Here is an 18,674-nt window from a genome sequence, read left to right as displayed (position 1 = left end):
CTGCTGCGAGCATACTCGTGGAAGTGGGCCGCACCCGCGGGCGCGGCAAGACGAAACAAGGGAGAGACGCATGACACGCTACACCCTGGACGAGCTCTGCCGCCTCGTGGACCACACCAACCTCCACGCAGACGCCCGCGAAGCGGACATCCTGCGCCTCTGCGACGAGGCGAGGAGGTACCACTTCGCCATGGTCGCCGTGAACCCCGTGCAGTCCGCCCTCTGCGCCTCAGCCCTCGCGGGCACCGACGTGCGGGTAGGAGCGGCGATCGGGTTCCCCCTGGGCCAGGTCTCCATCGCGGCGAAGGTCTTCGAGACCAAGGACGCCCTGGCCTCCGGGGCGAGCGAGATAGACTACGTGGTCAACCTCACCCAGGTCAAAGAGGGCAGGTGGGACTACGTCGCCGACGAGATGCGGCAGATGGTCACCACCTGCCACGAGGCGGGCGTCCTCTGCAAGGTCATCTTCGAGAACTGCTACCTGGGCCTGGAGGAGAAACTCGCGCTCTGCCAAATCGCGCGAGAGGTGGGGCCCGACTTCGTGAAGACCTCGACCGGCTTCGGCAGCGGCGGCGCCACCGTGGAGGACGTGCGACTGATGGTGGCCAACGTGGGCGAGAGGGTCAAGGTCAAGGCGGCGGGTGGCATCCGCGACGCCGACTCCTTCCTCGCGCTGGTGGCAGCCGGTGCCCGCAGGATCGGCTGCTCGGCGGGGATCCCCATCATGGAGGAGCTGCACCGCCGGCTCGATGCCAGCGGCGCAGCGTGTCTCGAGCTATAGGGACGTCAAGCGCATGGGGGCGCTGGTCCCCAGCTGCGACAAGAGTGGCATGGGATGGCCTCATCCCAGACGGAAGGTCTAGGGCATGGCTTGCAAGGAGGCGACGTTCGAGCTCGAGGGTTTGCTCACTCGGAAAAATTAAAGTGGATTTTTGCACTACCGGAACTTTGCACGGGTATAGTAATGGTAGCGGTATTGATGTGGTGACCCCACGGGGCCCACGTCCGAGAAGGCGGCTGCCCATATGGGTGCCGCCTTTCTCTTGTTGGAGGAGCAATGGGAAAACCGTTCCTGACGATACGGCAGCAGGTCGAGCTTCTGGAGAAGCGAGGCATGGAGACGGACTCCGAGACCCCAACGATTTTGCGGAGGGAAGGATACTACTCGGTCGTGAACGGCTACAAGGACCCGTTCATCGATCGCGGCGCGACAGCACGCGCAGGCGACGACAGGTACGTCCGCGACGCAAAGTTCTCCGACATGTATGCCCTGTTCGAGTTCGACAGGTCCCTGAGGGAGCTGACGTTCCACTACCTCATCCGGGCCGAGTCGACCGCCAAGACGGCTGTGGCATACTGCTTCTCCGACGTCCACCGGGACCGAGATGCCTATCTCCTCCAGGACTGTTACTGCACGCGCGACGAATACGCACGGGCCGGGATGAACGCAGCCCGCTACGCGGACGAGATATCGGGCCTCGTGAGCAATCCTGTCAAAGACGCGACGGAATAGCAACGCCGAGTTCATCAAGCACTACCGCGACGAATATGGCGACGTGCCCCTATGGGTCCTGAGCAATGGCCTCACCTTCGGAAACATCGAGCACTTCTTCAACCTGATGAAACCTGATGAGAAGGCGTCGGTCTGCAAGATGATCGTCCAGTCGACGAACAGGGTCGGCAGTAACCTCGGGTACCTCAGTGTCGATAAGGTCAGAGTGGCACTCGAGGCCCTCGTCAAGTTCCGCAACATATGTGCCCATGATGAGCGGTTGTACTGCGCCGTGGTAGGCGGCCGAAAGCAGATCAACTACGGGCGCATGGTCTGGCACCTTGAGTGGTTTCTCACGGATGCCGAGTTCAATGAATACATCGCGAGTCTCGTCCACCGTCTTAAGGATGGAATAGACGGAAACGAAAAGGTTGCAGCCGTCCTCGAACCACTAGGGTTCACGGAGCTCAGCAACCAGCTGGCACGCCGTTGGGGCGTCAACTAGATGAAAGCGAACCAAGTGGAGAAGCTAGACCCCCCGCACGCGACCTTGACGGGCTCGTACGGGGGGGATAACCACCAGGGCAGGAAGTCGACGCCCCTATGGCACGACTGCGCAGCAGCCGTCCGTGCTGGACCCGAGGCACCACAGGCTCAGATGGCCCGAGGGAGGCCCTCCATGGGCTTCCCGTCGCTCAACGACGGAGGGAGTTGCAGGTTCTCGCGCGCACGACCACCAACGCCCGCGCGAAGAACCGCGATGCGAGAAACGCTCTAGGGCAATCGCCTCAGAAGTATCGGGCGCACTCCCGGAGGGGAGCCGAAACCGTGCCCTTACGCCTCGGTCACGAGTCCCAGCCTGAAGCAGGCATTGTAGATGCCGCCCTCGTCCACGTCGTCGGTGACATAGTCGGCCTGCTCGCGAACATCGTCGTTGGCGTTGCCCATGGCGATCGAGGTGCCCACCACGCCAAACATCTCGAGGTCGTTGCCGCCGTCGCCGAAGCAAATCGCCTCGTCGGGAGCGATGCCGTACTCGTCGAGCAGGCGGCGCACCGCGCGCGCCTTGCCGCCGTGGCGGGGGAAGGCGTCCACGAAGTGCGGCGACCAGCGGGTGAGACGCATGTTGCTGGTGGCGTTGGTCACCACGTCGGTCTGGCCGGGTGCCAGGAAGATGTTGAGCTGGAAGATCTCATTGTGGAGGGCCTGCTCGATGTCCCCCTCCTCGAAGCTGAGCCCGGCGGCCTCCTCCACGGCGCGCACCTTGTCATCGTGCCCGCTCACGTAGCAGCGGCCGCGCTCCATGAAGAGGCATTCGTAGAGGCCGTCCCTGACCTGCTGCACCACCGTCGCGACGTCGGCGGGGTCCAAGGCCTCGGCATGCAGGACGTCATCGCGAGTGACGATCATCTGGCCGTTGAGGAGGATGAAGGCCTCCAGGTTGTCGATGGGGATCTCGTCCACCTGGTAGGGGGGACGGCCCGTGGCGAGGAAGCACTTCACGCCGGCCTTCCGGAGCTCCGAGAGGGCAATCTGCGCGGAGTCGGGAACCTGGTGGGTCTTGAACGAGAGCAGGGTGCCGTCCGCGTCGAAGAAGGCGGCCTTGACCCTGCCGGGTGTGTTCCAAAGTGGCATCTTGCGTTGCTCCTAGCGTCTTTGGCCGACCGGTCATGTATGTTAGTCGGCCAAAAAATTGTAGGGGGCAAGCCACGAACGGCCCAGACCGCTCGGCGAACGACACGATATGAGCAATTTTCCGCCCTTTTATGCACACGTGACGGAGAGGGGCACCAAAGCGCGCCGCCAGCCCCTCTCCCCTGCCTAGAGCCCCGAGGAGGCGATGGCCCCGACCGCCCGGCGTATGCGCTCGGGGGGCATGACCAGCGCGAAGCGCACGTAGCCCTCCCCCGCCGGGCCGAAGCTCGCGCCCGGGCAGACGATGACGCCGGAGCGCTCCATGAGCTCCAGGGTGAAGGCCACGGAGTCGCCGCGGCCGTGGGGCAGGCGCGCCCAGACGAACATCGTGCCGTGCGCGTTGGGACGCTCCCAGCCTATGGCCTCGAGACCGTCGCAGAGCGCGTCCCTGCGCTGCTGGTAAAGCAGGCGCTGTTCCTCCACCTGGTCACGGAGTCCCCTGAGGGCGGCGATCGCCGCGTCCTGCTCGGGGAAGAACATGCCGAAGTCGACCTGGCTGCGGAGCTTGCGCGCCGCCGCCACGACGTCGGGCCGTCCCACCAGGAAGCTCAGGCGTGCCCCGGTGACGTTGAAGGACTTCGAGAGCGAGAGGAACTCCACGCCCACGTCGAGCGCGCCCTCGTACTGCAGGAAGCAGCCGCCCGCCGGGCCGTCGAAGACGATGTCGGAGTAGGCGTTGTCATGGATCACGACGATGTCATGGGCGCGGGCGAAGTCGATGACCTCGCGGTAGACCTCGGGCGTGCCCACCGAGCCGACGGGGTTGGCGGGGAGCGAGACCACCATGTACTTGGCACGGTCGGCGACCTCGTCGGGGATGTCCGCCACGTGGGGCAGAAAGTCGTGCTCGGCCGTGAGCGGGTAGTACCAGGGCTCGGCCCCGGCCAGGAGCGTGCCCGCCTGGAAGACGGGGTAGCAGGGGTCGGGGATGAGCGCCAGGTCGCCAGGGTCGGCGAGCGCGGCGCAGACGTGGCCCATGCCCTCCTGGGTGCCGCGACAGCTCATCACCATGTCGGGCTCGATGCCCGCCACGCCGAAGCGGTCGCGGTAGTAGTCGCAGACGGCCCGCGTCAGCTCGGGCTTGTCGTGCAGACTGTACTTCCAGCTGTCCGGGTCCTGGGCGCTCCTCACGAGGGCGTCGACCACGTGCTGGGGCGGCCTGAAGTCGGGCGTCCCCACGGAGAGGTCGAAGACCTCCCGGCCCTCCGCCTCGAGGGCGCGACGACGCGCGTTGAGCGTGGCGAAGACCTCGCTGCCAAACAGGTCGAGCCTCTTAGAGAACTGCATGCGCCTCTCCCCTCGCATTGCCGTCACGGTGCCGGAGACGTCCCGGCGCCAGCATTCTTGCACGCGAACTTTGCCGACGTGTGACGGACGGCGCCCGAACAATGCGCGGATGTGCGCAAATGCACGACGCGCAATCCGTTTGAGCCCCCAGGACGCACGGTACGCAATCCGTTTGGGCCCCAGCCGTGTTGGCACCCCGCCCCTCTCCCCCAAGGATGGCGCTTCCGCCCGCCGTCGGCGAGCGGTGGGGGGCGTACACAAACTCATCAGACGCCCCTCTCGCCTTAGCTAAATGTTTTTATCAGAACCAATTGCGGGAGCTGGGGCTCGGCAGTTATCAACAGACTTATCGACCAACTATCAACAATATCTAGTGGCAAAGTAAACCAAATGCCCCAAGTTGTTGTGGTAGTCTTGTCCTCGCACCCAACAACTCGGCGGTGTGCCCAACCAGCTGCGAACCAGCGATGACGAAGGCGGAAGCAATGAAGATCATCAAGCGCAACGGCTCCGAGGTCCAGTTCGACCTCAGTAAGATCGAGAACGCCATCAAGGCAGCCAATGCGGAGGTGCCCGCCAACGAGCGCCTCACCGACCGCGAGGTGCGCTTCGCCTCCCTCAACGTCGAGGACGCCTGCCGCCAGGCCGGGCACACCGTGACCGTCGAGGAGGTCCAGGACCTCGTCGAGGACCAGCTCATGGCGCTCGACAGGTTCTCCGTGGCCCGCAAGTACATCATCTACCGCTACGTGCAGAACCAGAAGCGCCACAAGAACACGACGGACGACAAGATCCTCTCGCTCATCGAGAGCAACAATGAGGAGGTCAAGCAGGAGAACTCCAACAAGAACCCCTCCGTCGTCAGCGTCCAGCGCGACTACATGGCCGGCGAGGTGTCGAAGGACCTCGCCATGCGCGAGCTGCTCCCCCGCGAGGTCGTGGACGCCCACAACGAGGGCATCATCCACTTCCACGACGCGGACTACTACGCACAGCACATGCACAACTGCGACCTCGTAAACCTCGAGGACATGCTCCAGAACGGCACCGTGATCAGCGGCACCATGATCGAGAAGCCACACAGCTTCTCGACCGCCTGCAACATCGCCACGCAGATCATCGCCCAGGTGGCCTCCTGCCAGTACGGCGGCCAGTCCATCTCGCTCGCTCACCTCGCGCCCTTCGTGGACGTGAGCCGCAAGAAGATTCGCCGCCAGGTCTTCGCCGAGATGGAGGCCATCGGCGCCCACCCCACGCCCGAGCAGATCGACCAGCTGGTCGAGAGGCGCCTGCGCGAGGAGGTCGCGCGCGGCGTCCAGACCATCCAGTACCAGGTCGTGACCCTCATGACCACCAACGGCCAGGCGCCCTTCATCACCGTCTTCATGTACCTCAACGAGGCCAAGGACGAGCAGGAGAAGCACGACCTCGCGCTTTGCATCGAGGAGATGCTGCGCCAGCGCTACCAGGGCGTGCGCAACGAGGCCGGCGTGTGGATCACCCCTGCCTTCCCTAAGCTCATCTACGTGCTCGAGGAGGACAACGTCCGCGAGGGCAGCGAGTACTTCTACCTCACCAAGCTGGCCGCCAAGTGCACCGCCAAGCGCATGGTGCCCGACTACATCTCCGAGAAGAAGATGCGCGAGTACAAGCTCAGCAAGGGGGAGACCGAGGGCAACGGCGACTGCTACACCTGCATGGGCTGCCGCAGCTTCCTGACCCCCGACCGCACAGGCAACGGCTATGACAACGTCGCACGCGCCAAGAACTGGGAGCCCGGCAAGCCCAAGTACTACGGCCGCTTCAACCAGGGCGTCGTGACCATCAACCTGCCCGACGTGGCGCTCTCGGCCCAGGGAGACGAGGGGCGCTTCTGGCAGATCTTCGACGAGCGCCTCGAGCTCTGCCACACCGCCCTGCGTTGCCGCCACGACCGCCTGGCGGGCACCGTCTCGGACGCCGCTCCCATCCTCTGGCAGTACGGCGCGCTGGCCCGCCTGGACAAGGGCGAGACGATCGACAAGCTGCTCTATGGCGGCTACTCCACCATCAGCCTGGGCTACGCGGGCCTCTACGAGTGCGTGAAGGCCATGACCGGCCACAGCCACACCGACCCCGAGGGCACCGAGTTCGGCCTGGCCGTCATGCAGCGCATGAACGACAAGTGCGCCGAGTGGAAGGAGGCCGAGAACATCGACTACTCCCTCTACGGCACGCCCCTGGAGTCCACCACCTACAAGTTCTCGAAGTGCCTCCAGAAGCGCTTCGGCAAGGTGAAGGGCATCACGGACCACGGCTACATCACGAACTCCTACCACGTGAACGTGCGCGAGGACATCGACGCCTTCACCAAGCTGCAGTTCGAGAGCCAGTTCCAGCGCCTCTCGCCCGGCGGCGCCATCAGCTACGTCGAGGTGCCCAACATGCAGGACAACCTCGAGGCCGTCATCCGCGTGATGCAGTTCATCTACGACAACATCATGTACGCGGAGCTCAACACCAAGAGCGACTACTGCCAGGTCTGCGGCTACGACGGAGAGATCCAGATCGTCGAGGACGACGGCAAGCTGGTGTGGGAGTGCCCCCACTGCCACAACCGCGACCAGTCCAAGATGAACGTGGCCCGTCGCACCTGCGGCTACATCGGCACCCAGTTCTGGAACCAGGGCCGCACGGAAGAGATCAAGGACCGCGTGCTGCACCTGTAGGCAGCCGGGGCGGACGTTTTAGTCCGCATGACATCTCGCGCTCGCAACTCGCGCCGTGCCTGGAGGCTTCCAGGCACGGCGCGAGTTTCTTCACTGTGGGCTTCGCAAGTTAGACGCCCTTTGCAGCGCAGAGACAAGATGCTTTCTTTTGGTATCTAAAATAGTACTGTGTATGGTATCTATTCCAAGGAAAGGAGCGAGGGCATGACAACCATCTATTCCTCCGCCGCCCTCAAGACCCGACAGCGAGAGGTCAAGGATGCCGCGCTTCATGACGTGGTCCACATCACGGAGAACGGCAACGGAGCGTTCGTGCTCATGAGCGAGGAGATCTTCGAGCGGCGGCTGCAGGAGGCGGCGGAAGGAGCCGCATACGAGGAGAGGCTTCGTGCATGCCTGAGGAACGGGAGGGCAGACATAGAAGAAGGCCGCTACGTGGAAGGCATGGAGGCATTCTCTGATGCCCTCGACAAGAGGCTCGCACGGCATGGCTAGGCTTCTGTTCGCGGAACAGTTCATTGATGACGCAGAGGCCATCTACACGCCAAGGCTCGCAAGCCGCCTGGAGCGAATCCTGCGGATGGTCGAGTCGTTCCCGCTGAGCGGCAGCAGCGACCTTCCTGATTCCATCCGCCGCGTCCATGGAGACGGGACCAGAAAGTGCTCTCTCCCACCCTTCGACCTGATCTACGAATACGACGAGAAGGACGATGCCGTAACGCTCATGGGCATCATCCCCCAACGCCGCATGTGGTGACGAGGACCCTGCGCAAGGGCACATCACAAGTACAAATGGGTGTAAGTCGACGTGGATTGACGGCGACCCACAGGGCCGATCAACACGCACCCGGCAAGGCCGGACCAACAAGACGGGAGGGGGAGCAGGGGCCAAGGGGCTCCCACCCCACCTCCCGGTCCATCCGGCACCTCGGCGCCTACAGCACGGTGGTCGCCTCGTCCTCGGAAGGGCACTGCCTGGAATCATCCGTGTCCGCGTCCATGCTGGCAGCGACACCCGCATCCAGCGGTAGCGTGAGCTCCACCTTGAAGAGGTCCGCGTCCACGTCCAGAGAAAGGCTGCCACCCTGGAGTTCCATCAGGCTCTGCGCGATGGAGAGCCCCAGGCCCGAACCCTCGGTCGTACGCGACGAGTCACCGCGCACGAAGCGCTCCAGCAGCTCCTCGGCGCTCACGTCGAGCGGGGCGGCGGACACGTTCTTGAGGCTCATGCGCGCGACGCCCTCCCCTGGGGCGAGGCTGACGTAGACGCGCGTCCCCGGCTGTCCGTACTTCGCCACGTTGCCCAGCAGGTTGTCCAGCACGCGCCCCATCAGGCGCCCGTCCGCCCTCACCGCAAGGGGCAGCTCGGGCAGCCTGTCCACGAGCTCCAGCCCCGCGCCCTCGATCCTCTCGCCCCACTCGCCAAGCGCCTGCGAGAGGAGCACGCCCGCGTCCATGGAGACTGGATCGACCTGAACGTTGCCCGTCTGGGCCTTGGAGGCCTCGATGAGGTCCTCGATGAGCTTCTTGAGCCGTGCGGACTGCCTGCCCAACACGTCGGCGCACTCGGCCAGCTTCTGCTCGTCGCGCTCACCAGGCTCGAGGGCGAGCTCGGACGCGAGCAGGTCCGCATAGTTGATCACCGAGGTCAGGGGCGTCTTGAGGTCGTGGCTCACGTTGGTGATGAGCTCGGTGCGCATGCGCTCGGCACGAGTCTTGACCTGCTCGGCCTCGAGGGCCTCTCGCAGCGCCCGCGCACGCTCCTCCGCAGCCGCCGATGCGGCGCCAGCCACCTGGTTGAGCCGCTCGGACATCTCGACCAGGTCCCCCCTCATCTGGCCCACGTCCACCTGGGCCTCGAAGTCGCCCTGCGCCAGGCGAGAGACGACCTCACCCAGCTCCGCCAGGCGCGCCTGGCGCTCGCCGAGCATCACGAACGCGAGCGAGAGCGCGACGAGGTAGGCGAAGATCACCAGGGGCGTCAGCCCCGAGGCCAGGCCGAGGACGAGCCCCAGCACGATGCCACAGAAGGCGAGCGCCCAGCGCCAGAGGTGGAGCCATGCCACGCGGATGTCATCCTCCATGTGCCAGCGACGCCGCGAGACAAGCAGACCCGCCACGAGCGCCGCGTCGAGCGTGACCAGCAAGACGAGCTCCCCGTTCATCGTGAAGCCGGATCCGTTGAGCGTCAGGTAGACGTAGTGCAGAAGCGGCATGAGAAGGACGAGCGAGAGTGCCCCCACCATGCACGCCGACCAAACCCAAATCGCGCCTGCGTTCTCGTTCGCCGACTCGATGCCGTTGCGTCTCATCTCTGGCCTCCCATCATGTAGCCGCGTCCCCAGACCACCCTGAGGTAGCGTGGGTTGGCGGGGTCGATCTCGATCTTCTCCCTGAGGTGGCGCACGTGGACCGCCACCGTGCCCTCGCTGCCGCAGGCCGGCTCGCCCCACACCGCCTCGTAGATCTGCGCCGGGCTGTACACGTGCCCCTGGCGGGCCATGAGGAAGCGGCAGATGTCGTACTCCTTGGGCGTCAGCGCCGCGGGCTCGCCGTCCACGGTAACGCGCTTGCCCGCGTCGTCCAGCTCGATGCCGCCCAGGACGAGGGTGTCGGGGCCTGCCGGGCCGTCCGCCATGCCGGAGCTGCCGCCCAGCCTCGTGTAGCGCCTGAGAGCGCTCCGCACTCGGGCGAGCAGCTCGGCAGGAACGAAGGGCTTGGTCACGTAGTCGTCCGCCCCCAGGTCGAGGCCCAGGACCTTGTCTGCGTCCTCTCCCTTGGCGGTGAGCATGATCACGGGAGCGTTAGTGAGGCGGCGGATCTGCACCAGGGCCTCGGAGCCGTCCATGACCGGCATCATCACGTCCAGGAGGACGAGGTCGATGGGCTCCCCCGCCTCGATGCCCGCCCTCACCGCCGCCACGGCCTGCCTGCCGTCGTAGGCAGCGTGGAGCTCGTAGCCGGGGTCGTTCAGGTAGATCCTGAGAGCGCCGACGATGTCGTGGTCGTCGTCCACCAGGAGGATGCGCTGCATGTCGTTCCTTCCTCGTACGTCGCTGGCGGCGGGGCCCTCCTGCGGTCGGAGCCCTTCCGTCCGGCGGGAGACCCTGTGCCCCGCAACCTTTATACGCGAGCGGGGCGTTAAGGGGCTAGGACGCAAACGCAGAAGACTTTCTTAAGGCTGGCAGGGAGGCGAGAGGGGCGCGGGCGCGCGGAATCCCGTTCCGGGCATCCTGCGGCGCGCATGGCGCACGTGGCCTGCATGACGCACGCAGCATGCGCGACGCGCGTGGGCTGCATGGCACGCGTGGCCTGCATGGCGCACGTGACGCGCAATCCAACCATAGACTGCGCTCCTCTCGCTTGCGACCTGCGCATTCTCCGAATCCCGCGCAAACCACGCATGACCTGCGAGCCGGGACGCCACCCAACGCACGGCCTGCGCCCAACCCCCCGCGTCACGCGTTCCGAAGGGCCCACAGCGCCTGCACCTGCCTTGCAAGCCGCTCGTAGCTCCAGAGCATCTTGGACCGGGACCTGCTGTTGGGGTCGCGCACCACGATCGAGTCCCCGTCCATGCCCGCAAGGACAACGAAGTGCCCCGTGGTCGTGAAGTCCCCTGGCCCCATGACGCAGATGACGGGGTTTCCCGCCTCGAGGTTGGCGCGCACGCGACCCTCGTCCAGCGGGAGCTCCGTCACGTCGAGTCCCAGGAGGCTCCCTCCCTCGGGTATGAGGCTCCACTCGCTGCCGTTCCCGTCCGACGCGAAGCCGTGCGCCGTGGCAAACTCCGCCGCCTCGCGCGGCGAGAAGGAAGGGTCTCCCGTCAGGTAGACGTACGCCATCGACAGGCAGGTGGGACCGCAACCAGAGAGGGCGAGGTACTGGCCGGCATACCATTGGTAGCCCCAGCGCTCGTCCCACTGGAGCAGCAGCGGCACCTCCCGCGACCCCACCAAGGACGAGAGGTCGACCGGCTGCACGAGCTCGTCCTTCGCCACGTAGTCAAGGACGAAGCGGCGCGCCTCGGGGTTGCGGTCGTAGAGCTCGACGAGCTCTGCCGGGGTCCCTTCGGGCGGTCGCGCCAGGGAGCAGCCCCCCTCCTGCCAGGCAAGCCAGAACGCCGCCAGGGCAAGGAGAGCCAACGGGACCAAGGCGGCAAGGAGCGCACGTGCGACGAGCCGCTCCACAAGCGCGGGGTCTCCCAGCACGAGGTCCCTGAGCATGGGCCGCCACGTCCTGCGCGCGGGGCGCCTCCGCAGGTCGCACCACGCCCCGCGCCCGAAGCCCTGCCGGCACCGGCGCCACATCCCGCACGTGGAGCCCCTGCGTGCCAGCTGCCAATCGCCGCCCCGAGCTTCGCGCACGACAGTGCCCCCTGCCCTCGCGTACATCCAGACCTCCCCCACCCGCAGGCCAACGTTCCAACTACCTGCGTTTATACGGGTAGGGCAGCTTAAGGAGCCAGGGTCCAAGCGCGAAAGACTTTCTTAAGGCAGGCAAGGCGAGAGCTGCGCGGAATCCCGTGCCGAACGTCCCGCAACACGCGTGGCGCATGAGCCAACCCGCGGCATCCGGAGCCTCCGACATGGGAGTCCCACGGCTCGCGTGGTGCGCAAAGCAGCCGTAGCCTGCGCGCCTCTCGCCCGTGACCTGCGCATTCTCCGAATCTCGCGCAAACCATGCGCGGCCTGCCCCTTCTCCGAATCCCGCGCAAACCATGCGCGGCCTGCGCACACGAGCAGTGCTGCCAGGCCAGCCCCAGCCGTGCAGCGCCTATACTGGGTGCACCGCGACCGAGGGAGCCCCATGAACTACGCGACCATCAAGTACTTCGACATCGCCAACGGCACGGGCGTGCGCACCACGCTCTTCGTCTCGGGCTGCCGCCTTCACTGCCCCCACTGCTTCAACGAGGAGGCCTGGGACTTCAACGCAGGCAAGCCCTTCGACCGCGCGACGGAGGACAAGATCATCGCCAGCCTCGAGCCCGACTTCGTGGACGGGCTCTCCATCCTGGGCGGCGAGCCCACCGAGCCCGAGAACCAAGCCAGCCTCGTCGACTTCCTCGAGCGCGTGCGCCGCGAGCGCCCTGACAAGGGCGTCTGGATGTACAGCGGCCACAGCTGGGAGCAGCTGCGTCCTGGCGGATCCCAGCACACGGAGCACACCGACCGCATCCTCGCCTGCCTCGACGTGCTGGTGGATGGCCCCTTCGTCCAGGACCTATACGACATCACCCTGCGCTTCCGCGGGTCGTCCAACCAGCGAATCATCGACGTCCCCGCCTCGCTCGCCGCAGGCGAGGTCGTACTGTGGCAGGACGACCCCGTCTTCGCAACGCACACCATGGAGTAGCGCATGAGAATCTCTGACCTCGGCAGGCCCACCTTCCTCAACATCCTGACTAGCCTGGACCCGCGCGAGCCGCTGACCTGGCTCATCGTTCTCCTGGCCCTGGTGGGCGTCGCCGCGGTCATCGCCTTCTTGGCCCTGCCGCAGCTCGAGGACCAGCAGCGCCTGGTGCTCGCGGTCGCGCTCTTTGCCATCATCTGGGCCGAGACCTACCTCATGCAGCGCTACCGGCGCCGCGGCTAGACGCGCCGGTGCCTCGCCGTGCCCAGTGCGAGGGCGAGGGTACCCGCTACGCAGACGGCAGCGATTGCGCAGGTCGCAAGTCGTGGCGCCCGCCCGCTGCCGTCGGTTTCCAGGTCGGCGTCGCACTTTGGATGATTTCAAAATTTGTGTGTGACCTTCGCTTACAATCGTCTTTCTCGGCAAGCCTTCTACCTGCTCTTATATGTTTTCTAACCTTGTAATACACCCCGTCGGACGAGAAAAACCACATACAATCCCCTGTCCGTCGCCCACAGGTTGGCTAACATACTTCCCTCAAAACACAATTCTCCATTTCGTGATAAATTTAATACTAATAATTACGCATTTCGTGTCTTATCATCCAAATAAGAGAGCGCATTTCGTGGTGAAAAGAAAAGGGAGTATCGTGTTTAACAGGAAGGCCTACACGCAGCTGGAGCTTTGGAAGCAACGTTCCGACGGGAGGACGGCACTGTTGCTCGAGGGCGCGCGTCGAGTGGGCAAGAGCACGCTCGTCGAGGCCTTTGCAAAAGACGCGTACGCCTCCTACCTGCTTATCGACTTCTCGAACGCACCGCAATCAGTCCAGCAGATCTTCCTCGACTACAAGAATGACCTCGACTCGCTCTTCATGTACCTCGCCGCCATCTATGGGGTACAGCTCACACGTCGCCAGTCAGTCATCATCTTCGATGAGGTACAGCTCTTTCCCCCTGCGCGCGAGCTAATCAAGCAGCTCGTCGCAGACGGACGCTATGACTACATAGAGACGGGCTCCCTGATTTCCATCCAGCAAAACATCGGGAACATCCTCATTCCCTCCGAAGAAGAGACTCTGAGGCTCGATCCGCTCGACTTCGAGGAGTTCCTGTGGGCTGCCGGGGAAGATCAGCTCTCTACGCTGATTCGGAAATCTTTCTCCACGCTCTCCCCCCTACCAGACGCCTTGCACAGGAGGGCAGAGCGCCTCTTCCGCGAGTACATACTCGTTGGCGGTATGCCCCAGGTAGTCAGCAGCTACCTCGAGCAGAGGGACTTCGGAGCCGTAGACAGGGAGAAGCGCCTCATCGTCTCTCTGTATCGCAATGACATGCAACGGTTTGGAGGCAGAGAGGCGATTCGTCTGTCACGCGTCTACTCGACCATTCCCAGCCAGCTCGCAAAACATGACAAGGTGTTCCGTCTCTCGGGCATCGACAAGAACGCGCGCATGCGCGAGTACGCAGACGCCTTCTATTGGTTGGACAACGCCCAGATAACTTCAACTTGCCATAACGCGGACGACCCTGCAGTTGGACTTTCGGCAAGTCTCGACGAGACCACGTTCAAGAGCTACATGTCAGACACGGGCCTTCTGTCGACACTCCAGTTCTGGGACAACGACCAGACGCCTCACGAGGTATACCGCGACATCCTGTTAGACAGGCTCGAGGTAAACGAAGGAATGCTGACAGAGAACGTCGTTGCCCAACAACTCAGGACGGTGGGGCACAGGCTCTTCTTCTATTCAAGAAGGGACGATTCGGCGCGCGAGAACACCATGGAAATAGACTTCCTCATCACGCGTGGTTACGACAATGCGGCCGGCAAGCTACGTGTATCCCCCATCGAGGTGAAGTCAGGGAAACGGTACAGATTCGGCTCTCTCAAGAAGTTCAAAGCGAAATTCGGGACCCGCGTCGGCATAAGCTATATCCTGCACCCCAGACCCATGCAGGTTGACGGAGAGATCATACGCTTGCCGCTCTACATGTCCTGGTGCCTCTAGGTCGAAGGCCGGGATGGTCGGCGCATCTACTCCGAGCCGCCGTGGCTTCCCGGAAGTTGTATGCGGATTCCGCAAACAATCGTCTTTCTCGGCAAGCCTTCTACCTGCTCTTATGTGTTTTCTAACCTTGTAATACACCCCGTCGGGCGAGAAAAACCGCATACAACTCTTTGTACGATCCGGTCGGGCGAGCCACCCTGGAGCGAGAGGAGCCGCATGCCACGCGGCAGCCCCTACCTACGCGCGCGCCTCTGCGCCTGGCCCAGAAGCAGCTGGTGCAGCCCCCGCAGCGTGAGCGTCTGGTCGCAGCTCAGAAGCCCGGACAGCGGCCCCTCTCCCAAAAGGCGCGCCATGTCCTCCGCGCGGGTGCCCGTGAGCACCACCGGAGGCTCGCAGCCCAGCTCGCCCATCACGCGGCCGACCAGCCCCTCGACACGAGCGACCTCCCCCAGCACGATTCCCGCCTGCATGGCCTCGCGTGTGGAGCGGCCTATGACGGAGCTCGGAACCTCCAGCTCCACCTGGGGAAGACGCGCCGCCGCCTGCTTCAGGGCACGCGCGCCCAAGGCCAGACCAGGGGCGATCACGCCGCCCGCAAAGGCGCCGGACGCGTCCACGACCTCGACGTTCATCGTCGTGCCAAAGTCAACCACCACGACGGGCGAGCCGTGGCTCTGACGCGCCGCGAGGGCATCGGCGATGCGGTCGGGCCCCACCTCGGCGGGGTCACGGTAGGCCATGCGCATCCCCGTGCGAAGGCCCGGCCCCACCACCAGGGGGCGCACGCCCAGGCTGCGTTCCAAGGCCTGGGCCCAGACGTCGCTCAGAGAGGGAACCACGCAGGAGAGGATCGACGCGACGCGCGTCCGGGCGGCAGCCTCACCGGCACACGACACAGCGACAGCCCCGCCCACGCCACCGCCGGCGGTCGCACCCCCCACGAGCGCTCCGGCGGCAACGCCCCCGCAAAGCCCCTCTCCCCCGCCCAGAAGCTCCAGCACGGAGCCGAGCTGCAGGCAGGCTTCGTCCACCGTGAGACTTTGCGGGGTGGTGAGCTCGCAGGTTCCCAAGGGCTCGTCCGTCTCCCCTGCTGACGCGGCAAAGAGCCCGAAGGAGCTCGTCGTGTTGCCCACGTCCACGGCAAGCGAGACGACCCCCGTCCCGCCTTCCCCGCGCTGACCCATCAGACCATCTCCTTAGCTCGTGACCCATGCGCTACACTCTAGCAAGTCTGTGGCGCTCGTCCGGCCCCGCAGGCGCCCGTAGCAACCCGACTCCTCGCCCGCGCACCGGCGCGTCGGCACAGGGGGAGCGGATATCCTGAAGGGACTGCATATGGACAACGGCACCAGCCGCGCCTCGTGGCGTGGCCAGCTTACCTTGCGCGGAGTGATCATCGGCTGCGTGGGCTGCGCGATCATCACCGCCTCCTCCGTCTACACGGCGCTACGTCTGGGGGCGCTCCCCTGGCCCATCATCTTCGCGGCCGTCATCTCGCTCTTCTTCCTCAAGCTGCTCGGAAACGCCAGCCTCAACGAGGCCAACGTCACCCACACCATCATGTCCGCGGGCGCGATGGTGGCCGGCGGCCTCGCCTTCACCATACCCGGCGCCTGGATGCTGGGCCTCGCGAGCCAGATCGGCTGGGTCCAGATCTTCCTGGTGGCGCTTGCCGGCACGGGCCTGGGCCTCGTCTGCACGGCCCTCATCCACCGGCACTTCATCGTGGACGCGAACCTCGAGTTCCCCACCGGCAACGCCGCGGCGCAGACGCTCAGGGCTACCGAGGCGGGCGGGCGCACTGGCAGGCAGCTCTTCGGCTCGATGGGCATCGCCGGGACCTACGCCCTGCTGCGCGACGGGCTGCACCTCGTGCCCGCGATGCTGCTGCAGCTGCCCATTCCTGGCGTGGCCTTTGGCATCTACAACTCGCCCATGATGCTCTCCGTCGGCTTCCTCATCGGCGGCGTGGCCGTGGGCTGGTGGCTCCTGGGCGGAATCGTCGCCAACTTCGGCATCGTCGTGGCCGGCAGCGCCGCCGGGCTCTGGGACGTCGCCAGCGCCCAGGGCATCGTGAAGAGCCTGGGCATGGGTCTCATGATGGGCTCGGGCGTGGCAGTGGTGGCCAAGGACATCCTGCCCCAGATGGCCAATGTCGTCCGCGGCCTGGGTTCCGGCGACGCGCAGGGCGAGGACGTGGCCGCGACGACCTCGCTCGTGAGCGGCAACCTCCGCCTCGACGCAGGCATCCTGGGGCTCGCCACCGCAGCGATCACCGTGCTCGTCTGCTTCGGGCTGCAGCTCGGCCCCATCCCGGCCGTCGCGGTGGTGCTGCTGACCTTCGTCACCACCATCATGAGCGCCCAGTCCTGCGGCCAGACGGGCATCGACCCCATGGAGATCTTCGGACTCATCGTGCTCCTGCTGGTCTCGGCCTTCGCACGCCTGCAGGAGGTACAGCTCTTCTTCATCGCCGGCGTCGTGGCCGTGGCCTGCGGCCTGGCAGGCGACGTGATGAACGACTTCAAGGCAGGGCACGTCCTGGGCACCGACCCCCGCGCCCAGTGGCTGGGCCAGGCCATCGGCGGCGTCCTGGGGGCGCTCGTCGCGGCGGGCGTCATGGTCGCCCTGGTGAGCGCCTACGGTCCGGACGCCTTCGGGCCGGACAAGGAGTTCGTGAGCGCCCAGGCCTCCGTCGTAGCCACGATGGTGTCGGGCATCCCCAGCGTACCGGCCTTCGTGCTGGGACTTGCGGGAGGGCTTGCGCTCTATTTCGCCCGACTTCCCGCGATGATGCTTGGACTGGGCGTCTACCTGCCCTTCTATATGAGCGTCACCGCCGCGCTGGGTGCCGTGGCGCGCATCGTCTACGAGCAGGTCAGCGCACGCAGGAACGCGAGCCTCAGCGAGGCGGAACGCCAGGAGTCGGCCGAGAAGGCACAGGAGAGCGGCCTCGTGGTGGCATCCGGACTGCTGGGCGGAGAGTCCGTCATGGGCGTGATCATCGCCTTCGCCTCGATCTTCGCCAGCATGGCGTAGGCGAGAGGGACACGGGGCTTGGCCCGGGGCGTCGCTCGTACGGGCGGCGCCCCCTTTTCATGCGGCATCGCCGTGGCGGTACTTGCGTTGGTTGCGGGACGCGCGATGTGGGTGGTTTGACGGCGCCGCTGCCGCGGGACGTGCGATGTGGGTGGTTTGACGGCCACGAGAGGTCCGATGTGGGCAGTTTTGCCCCATTTTGGAGAGAAAAAACCACCCACTTCTCGCATCTCGCGGCGCGCTGGGAGGTGGGTTTCGAGATCTCCCGGCATCAAGGAGCTACGTCGCCTAGCGACCAGCGAGCTCTTGCAGATGGCCGAGGTGGATGCCGATGTGGCCGACCCCGAGGATTACGGCAGAGAGGACGGCCGCAGGCGACTGGTGCCAGATGCCGAGCAGCACGAACGCGGCGACGGGCAGCGTGGCGATTGGCACCGGAATGGGACCCAGGGGCGCGTACATGCCGTCGAGCTGCGCCCCACCTTTGAAATAGCGGACCCAGGCGAGCTCATACAACACCATCAGCATGAGGGCAGCGACGAGCCATAGCAACCAGGGCAGCTCAAAGCCCTGGGGAGAGACGAACGCGACGGCGGTGCAGGTGGTGGCAACCTGGCCAATTCTCTCGAGCGCCAGCAGGGTGCGGCTCTCGTGCCTGGAGATCTCGGCGTAGCCCGCATGTCGCCGCGCCTGCCGTCGGCCGCGAAGTCGTTGCCAGCAGGACCGTCAGGCCGCCCAGCGGGAGGCGCGGGGCCACGGGCCGTGCCAACTGCCGTGACTGTGCGGGGGCTGGCGGCGCGTGCGGGAGGGCGCGCGGGTCGGCCCCGCGGCTCTGCGAGAAGTGCGTCACCAGGGACCGCGCGCTCACCCGCGGGAAGTTCTTGATGGGGATGCGCGAGGGGGCCGGGTCGCGGCCGTACGTCTGCCCGCCGACGTGCGCGAAGCGAGCCCGCTGCGGCCTGCCGAAGCGCTCCTGCTCGGCCAGGGAGGCGCGGAGCCTCGGCGAGAGGCGCGCCGGCGAGCCCAGGAGCGGCATAGACCTCGCCGAGGAGCGGCTGAGGGCCATGGTGGCGTCGTGGCGCCGCCG

At 65.5% G+C, this 18,674-nt stretch carries 19 protein-coding genes; 12 read left to right on the top strand and 7 right to left on the bottom strand.

Features of this window, described 5'->3' with window-relative positions:
* Positions 1–70 precede the first annotated feature (70 nt).
* The 3 genes from deoC to HMPREF1008_RS10980 all read left to right on the top strand — a co-directional run bounded on the left by deoC (position 71) and on the right by HMPREF1008_RS10980 (position 1,997).
* Complete coding sequence (gene deoC, locus HMPREF1008_RS04730; RefSeq protein ID WP_009278709.1) at positions 71–781, top strand: deoxyribose-phosphate aldolase; 711 nt, start codon at positions 71–73, stop codon at positions 779–781.
* Between the two features lie 276 nt (positions 782–1,057).
* Positions 1,058–1,513, top strand: coding sequence for an Abi family protein (locus tag HMPREF1008_RS10985; RefSeq protein ID WP_009278708.1), 456 nt, complete (start codon positions 1,058–1,060; stop codon positions 1,511–1,513).
* 43 nt (positions 1,514–1,556) lie between these two features.
* A complete protein-coding gene (locus HMPREF1008_RS10980) occupies positions 1,557–1,997 on the top strand; it encodes an Abi family protein (protein ID WP_009278707.1) in 441 nt (146 codons plus the stop codon).
* 329 nt (positions 1,998–2,326) lie between these two features.
* On the opposite strand, the gene HMPREF1008_RS04715 is transcribed toward HMPREF1008_RS10980, so the two are convergent.
* Together HMPREF1008_RS04715 and HMPREF1008_RS04710 are read right to left on the bottom strand one after the other, a co-directional pair.
* On the bottom strand, positions 2,327–3,127 hold the full coding sequence (locus HMPREF1008_RS04715; protein WP_009278706.1) for a Cof-type HAD-IIB family hydrolase: 801 nt from the start codon (positions 3,125–3,127) through the stop codon (positions 2,327–2,329).
* A 186-nt stretch (positions 3,128–3,313) separates the two neighbouring features.
* Entirely contained in the window at positions 3,314–4,474 is a 1,161-nt protein-coding gene (locus HMPREF1008_RS04710) for an aminotransferase class I/II-fold pyridoxal phosphate-dependent enzyme (RefSeq protein ID WP_009278705.1), read from the bottom strand.
* Positions 4,475–4,959: 485 nt separating this feature from the next.
* Between HMPREF1008_RS04710 and nrdD the strand changes: the two genes are divergently transcribed.
* The 3 genes from nrdD to HMPREF1008_RS04695 all read left to right on the top strand — a co-directional run bounded on the left by nrdD (position 4,960) and on the right by HMPREF1008_RS04695 (position 7,939).
* A complete protein-coding gene (gene nrdD / locus HMPREF1008_RS04705; RefSeq protein WP_009278704.1) occupies positions 4,960–7,182 on the top strand; it encodes an anaerobic ribonucleoside-triphosphate reductase in 2,223 nt (740 codons plus the stop codon).
* Between the two features lie 204 nt (positions 7,183–7,386).
* A complete protein-coding gene (locus HMPREF1008_RS04700) occupies positions 7,387–7,677 on the top strand; it encodes a hypothetical protein (RefSeq protein ID WP_009278703.1) in 291 nt (96 codons plus the stop codon).
* Positions 7,670–7,939 carry a type II toxin-antitoxin system RelE/ParE family toxin gene (locus tag HMPREF1008_RS04695; protein WP_040656733.1) on the top strand — a complete coding sequence of 90 codons (270 nt, stop codon included), beginning with the start codon at positions 7,670–7,672 and terminating at the stop codon, positions 7,937–7,939. The genes HMPREF1008_RS04700 and HMPREF1008_RS04695 overlap by 8 nt, the downstream gene beginning before the upstream one ends.
* 178 nt (positions 7,940–8,117) lie before the next feature.
* Here HMPREF1008_RS04695 and HMPREF1008_RS04690 read toward each other — a convergent pair whose 3' ends face one another.
* The 3 genes from HMPREF1008_RS04690 to HMPREF1008_RS04680 all read right to left on the bottom strand — a co-directional run bounded on the left by HMPREF1008_RS04690 (position 8,118) and on the right by HMPREF1008_RS04680 (position 11,408).
* On the bottom strand, positions 8,118–9,494 hold the full coding sequence (locus tag HMPREF1008_RS04690; RefSeq protein WP_009278701.1) for a sensor histidine kinase KdpD: 1,377 nt from the start codon (positions 9,492–9,494) through the stop codon (positions 8,118–8,120).
* Positions 9,491–10,216 carry a response regulator transcription factor gene (locus HMPREF1008_RS04685; RefSeq protein ID WP_009278700.1) on the bottom strand — a complete coding sequence of 242 codons (726 nt, stop codon included), beginning with the start codon at positions 10,214–10,216 and terminating at the stop codon, positions 9,491–9,493. The genes HMPREF1008_RS04690 and HMPREF1008_RS04685 overlap by 4 nt, the downstream gene beginning before the upstream one ends.
* 424 nt (positions 10,217–10,640) lie before the next feature.
* Entirely contained in the window at positions 10,641–11,408 is a 768-nt protein-coding gene (locus HMPREF1008_RS04680; RefSeq protein ID WP_009278698.1) for a C39 family peptidase, read from the bottom strand.
* A 583-nt stretch (positions 11,409–11,991) separates the two neighbouring features.
* Between HMPREF1008_RS04680 and nrdG the strand changes: the two genes are divergently transcribed.
* The 3 genes from nrdG (at position 11,992) to HMPREF1008_RS04665 (ending at position 14,548) form a co-directional block, all read left to right on the top strand.
* Entirely contained in the window at positions 11,992–12,540 is a 549-nt protein-coding gene (gene nrdG / locus HMPREF1008_RS04675; protein ID WP_009278697.1) for an anaerobic ribonucleoside-triphosphate reductase activating protein, read from the top strand.
* Between the two features lie 3 nt (positions 12,541–12,543).
* Positions 12,544–12,780 carry a hypothetical protein gene (locus tag HMPREF1008_RS04670; protein WP_009278696.1) on the top strand — a complete coding sequence of 79 codons (237 nt, stop codon included), beginning with the start codon at positions 12,544–12,546 and terminating at the stop codon, positions 12,778–12,780.
* A gap of 406 nt (positions 12,781–13,186) precedes the next feature.
* Positions 13,187–14,548: an ATP-binding protein gene (locus HMPREF1008_RS04665; RefSeq protein ID WP_040656732.1), complete on the top strand. Its 1,362-nt coding sequence runs from the start codon at positions 13,187–13,189 to the stop codon at positions 14,546–14,548.
* A gap of 233 nt (positions 14,549–14,781) precedes the next feature.
* On the opposite strand, the gene HMPREF1008_RS04660 is transcribed toward HMPREF1008_RS04665, so the two are convergent.
* Positions 14,782–15,732 carry a type III pantothenate kinase gene (locus HMPREF1008_RS04660; protein WP_009278694.1) on the bottom strand — a complete coding sequence of 317 codons (951 nt, stop codon included), beginning with the start codon at positions 15,730–15,732 and terminating at the stop codon, positions 14,782–14,784.
* 151 nt (positions 15,733–15,883) lie between these two features.
* On the opposite strand from HMPREF1008_RS04660, the gene HMPREF1008_RS04655 reads away from it, so the two are divergent.
* Positions 15,884–17,587, top strand: coding sequence for an OPT/YSL family transporter (locus HMPREF1008_RS04655; RefSeq protein WP_009278693.1), 1,704 nt, complete (start codon positions 15,884–15,886; stop codon positions 17,585–17,587).
* Positions 17,588–17,875: 288 nt separating this feature from the next.
* Here HMPREF1008_RS04655 and HMPREF1008_RS04650 read toward each other — a convergent pair whose 3' ends face one another.
* The gene (locus HMPREF1008_RS04650) at positions 17,876–18,115 is read right to left on the bottom strand and encodes a hypothetical protein (RefSeq protein ID WP_232202836.1); all 240 of its coding nucleotides are present in this window, start codon (positions 18,113–18,115) and stop codon (positions 17,876–17,878) included.
* Between HMPREF1008_RS04650 and HMPREF1008_RS10825 the strand changes: the two genes are divergently transcribed.
* Together HMPREF1008_RS10825 and HMPREF1008_RS10820 are read left to right on the top strand one after the other, a co-directional pair.
* On the top strand, positions 18,114–18,260 hold the full coding sequence (locus HMPREF1008_RS10825; RefSeq protein WP_232202835.1) for a hypothetical protein: 147 nt from the start codon (positions 18,114–18,116) through the stop codon (positions 18,258–18,260). The genes HMPREF1008_RS04650 and HMPREF1008_RS10825 overlap by 2 nt on opposite strands.
* Before the next feature lie 211 nt (positions 18,261–18,471).
* Positions 18,472–18,674 (top strand): hypothetical protein (locus HMPREF1008_RS10820; protein ID WP_009278691.1); only part of this gene is annotated, 203 nt, incomplete at its 3' end.

Origin of the sequence: Olsenella sp. oral taxon 809 str. F0356 (assembly GCF_000233535.1) — a bacterium.
Lineage (GTDB): Bacteria > Actinomycetota > Coriobacteriia > Coriobacteriales > Atopobiaceae > Olsenella_I > Olsenella_I phocaeensis.
The sequence above is the reverse complement of the archived record's forward strand: the minus strand, read 5'-3'. Positions and strand labels throughout refer to the sequence as shown.

Excerpts from the sequence above, each read along its gene's own strand:
- HMPREF1008_RS10825 (WP_232202835.1), top strand. The coding sequence starts at position 18,114 with ATGAGGGCAGCGACGAGCCATAGCAACCAGGGCAGCTCAAAGCCCTGG.
- HMPREF1008_RS04715 (WP_009278706.1), bottom strand. The coding sequence starts at position 3,127 with ATGCCACTTTGGAACACACCCGGCAGGGTCAAGGCCGCCTTCTTCGAC.
- nrdD (WP_009278704.1), top strand. The coding sequence starts at position 4,960 with ATGAAGATCATCAAGCGCAACGGCTCCGAGGTCCAGTTCGACCTCAGT.
- HMPREF1008_RS04700 (WP_009278703.1), top strand. The coding sequence starts at position 7,387 with ATGACAACCATCTATTCCTCCGCCGCCCTCAAGACCCGACAGCGAGAG.
- HMPREF1008_RS04710 (WP_009278705.1), bottom strand. The coding sequence starts at position 4,474 with ATGCAGTTCTCTAAGAGGCTCGACCTGTTTGGCAGCGAGGTCTTCGCC.
- HMPREF1008_RS04655 (WP_009278693.1), top strand. The coding sequence starts at position 15,884 with ATGGACAACGGCACCAGCCGCGCCTCGTGGCGTGGCCAGCTTACCTTG.
- HMPREF1008_RS04670 (WP_009278696.1), top strand. The coding sequence starts at position 12,544 with ATGAGAATCTCTGACCTCGGCAGGCCCACCTTCCTCAACATCCTGACT.
- nrdG (WP_009278697.1), top strand. The coding sequence starts at position 11,992 with ATGAACTACGCGACCATCAAGTACTTCGACATCGCCAACGGCACGGGC.
- HMPREF1008_RS04680 (WP_009278698.1), bottom strand. The coding sequence starts at position 11,408 with ATGCTCAGGGACCTCGTGCTGGGAGACCCCGCGCTTGTGGAGCGGCTC.
- HMPREF1008_RS04650 (WP_232202836.1), bottom strand. The coding sequence starts at position 18,115 with ATGCTGATGGTGTTGTATGAGCTCGCCTGGGTCCGCTATTTCAAAGGT.
- deoC (WP_009278709.1), top strand. The coding sequence starts at position 71 with ATGACACGCTACACCCTGGACGAGCTCTGCCGCCTCGTGGACCACACC.
- HMPREF1008_RS04685 (WP_009278700.1), bottom strand. The coding sequence starts at position 10,216 with ATGCAGCGCATCCTCCTGGTGGACGACGACCACGACATCGTCGGCGCT.
- HMPREF1008_RS04660 (WP_009278694.1), bottom strand. The coding sequence starts at position 15,732 with ATGGGTCAGCGCGGGGAAGGCGGGACGGGGGTCGTCTCGCTTGCCGTG.
- HMPREF1008_RS04690 (WP_009278701.1), bottom strand. The coding sequence starts at position 9,494 with ATGAGACGCAACGGCATCGAGTCGGCGAACGAGAACGCAGGCGCGATT.
- HMPREF1008_RS04695 (WP_040656733.1), top strand. The coding sequence starts at position 7,670 with ATGGCTAGGCTTCTGTTCGCGGAACAGTTCATTGATGACGCAGAGGCC.
- HMPREF1008_RS10985 (WP_009278708.1), top strand. The coding sequence starts at position 1,058 with ATGGGAAAACCGTTCCTGACGATACGGCAGCAGGTCGAGCTTCTGGAG.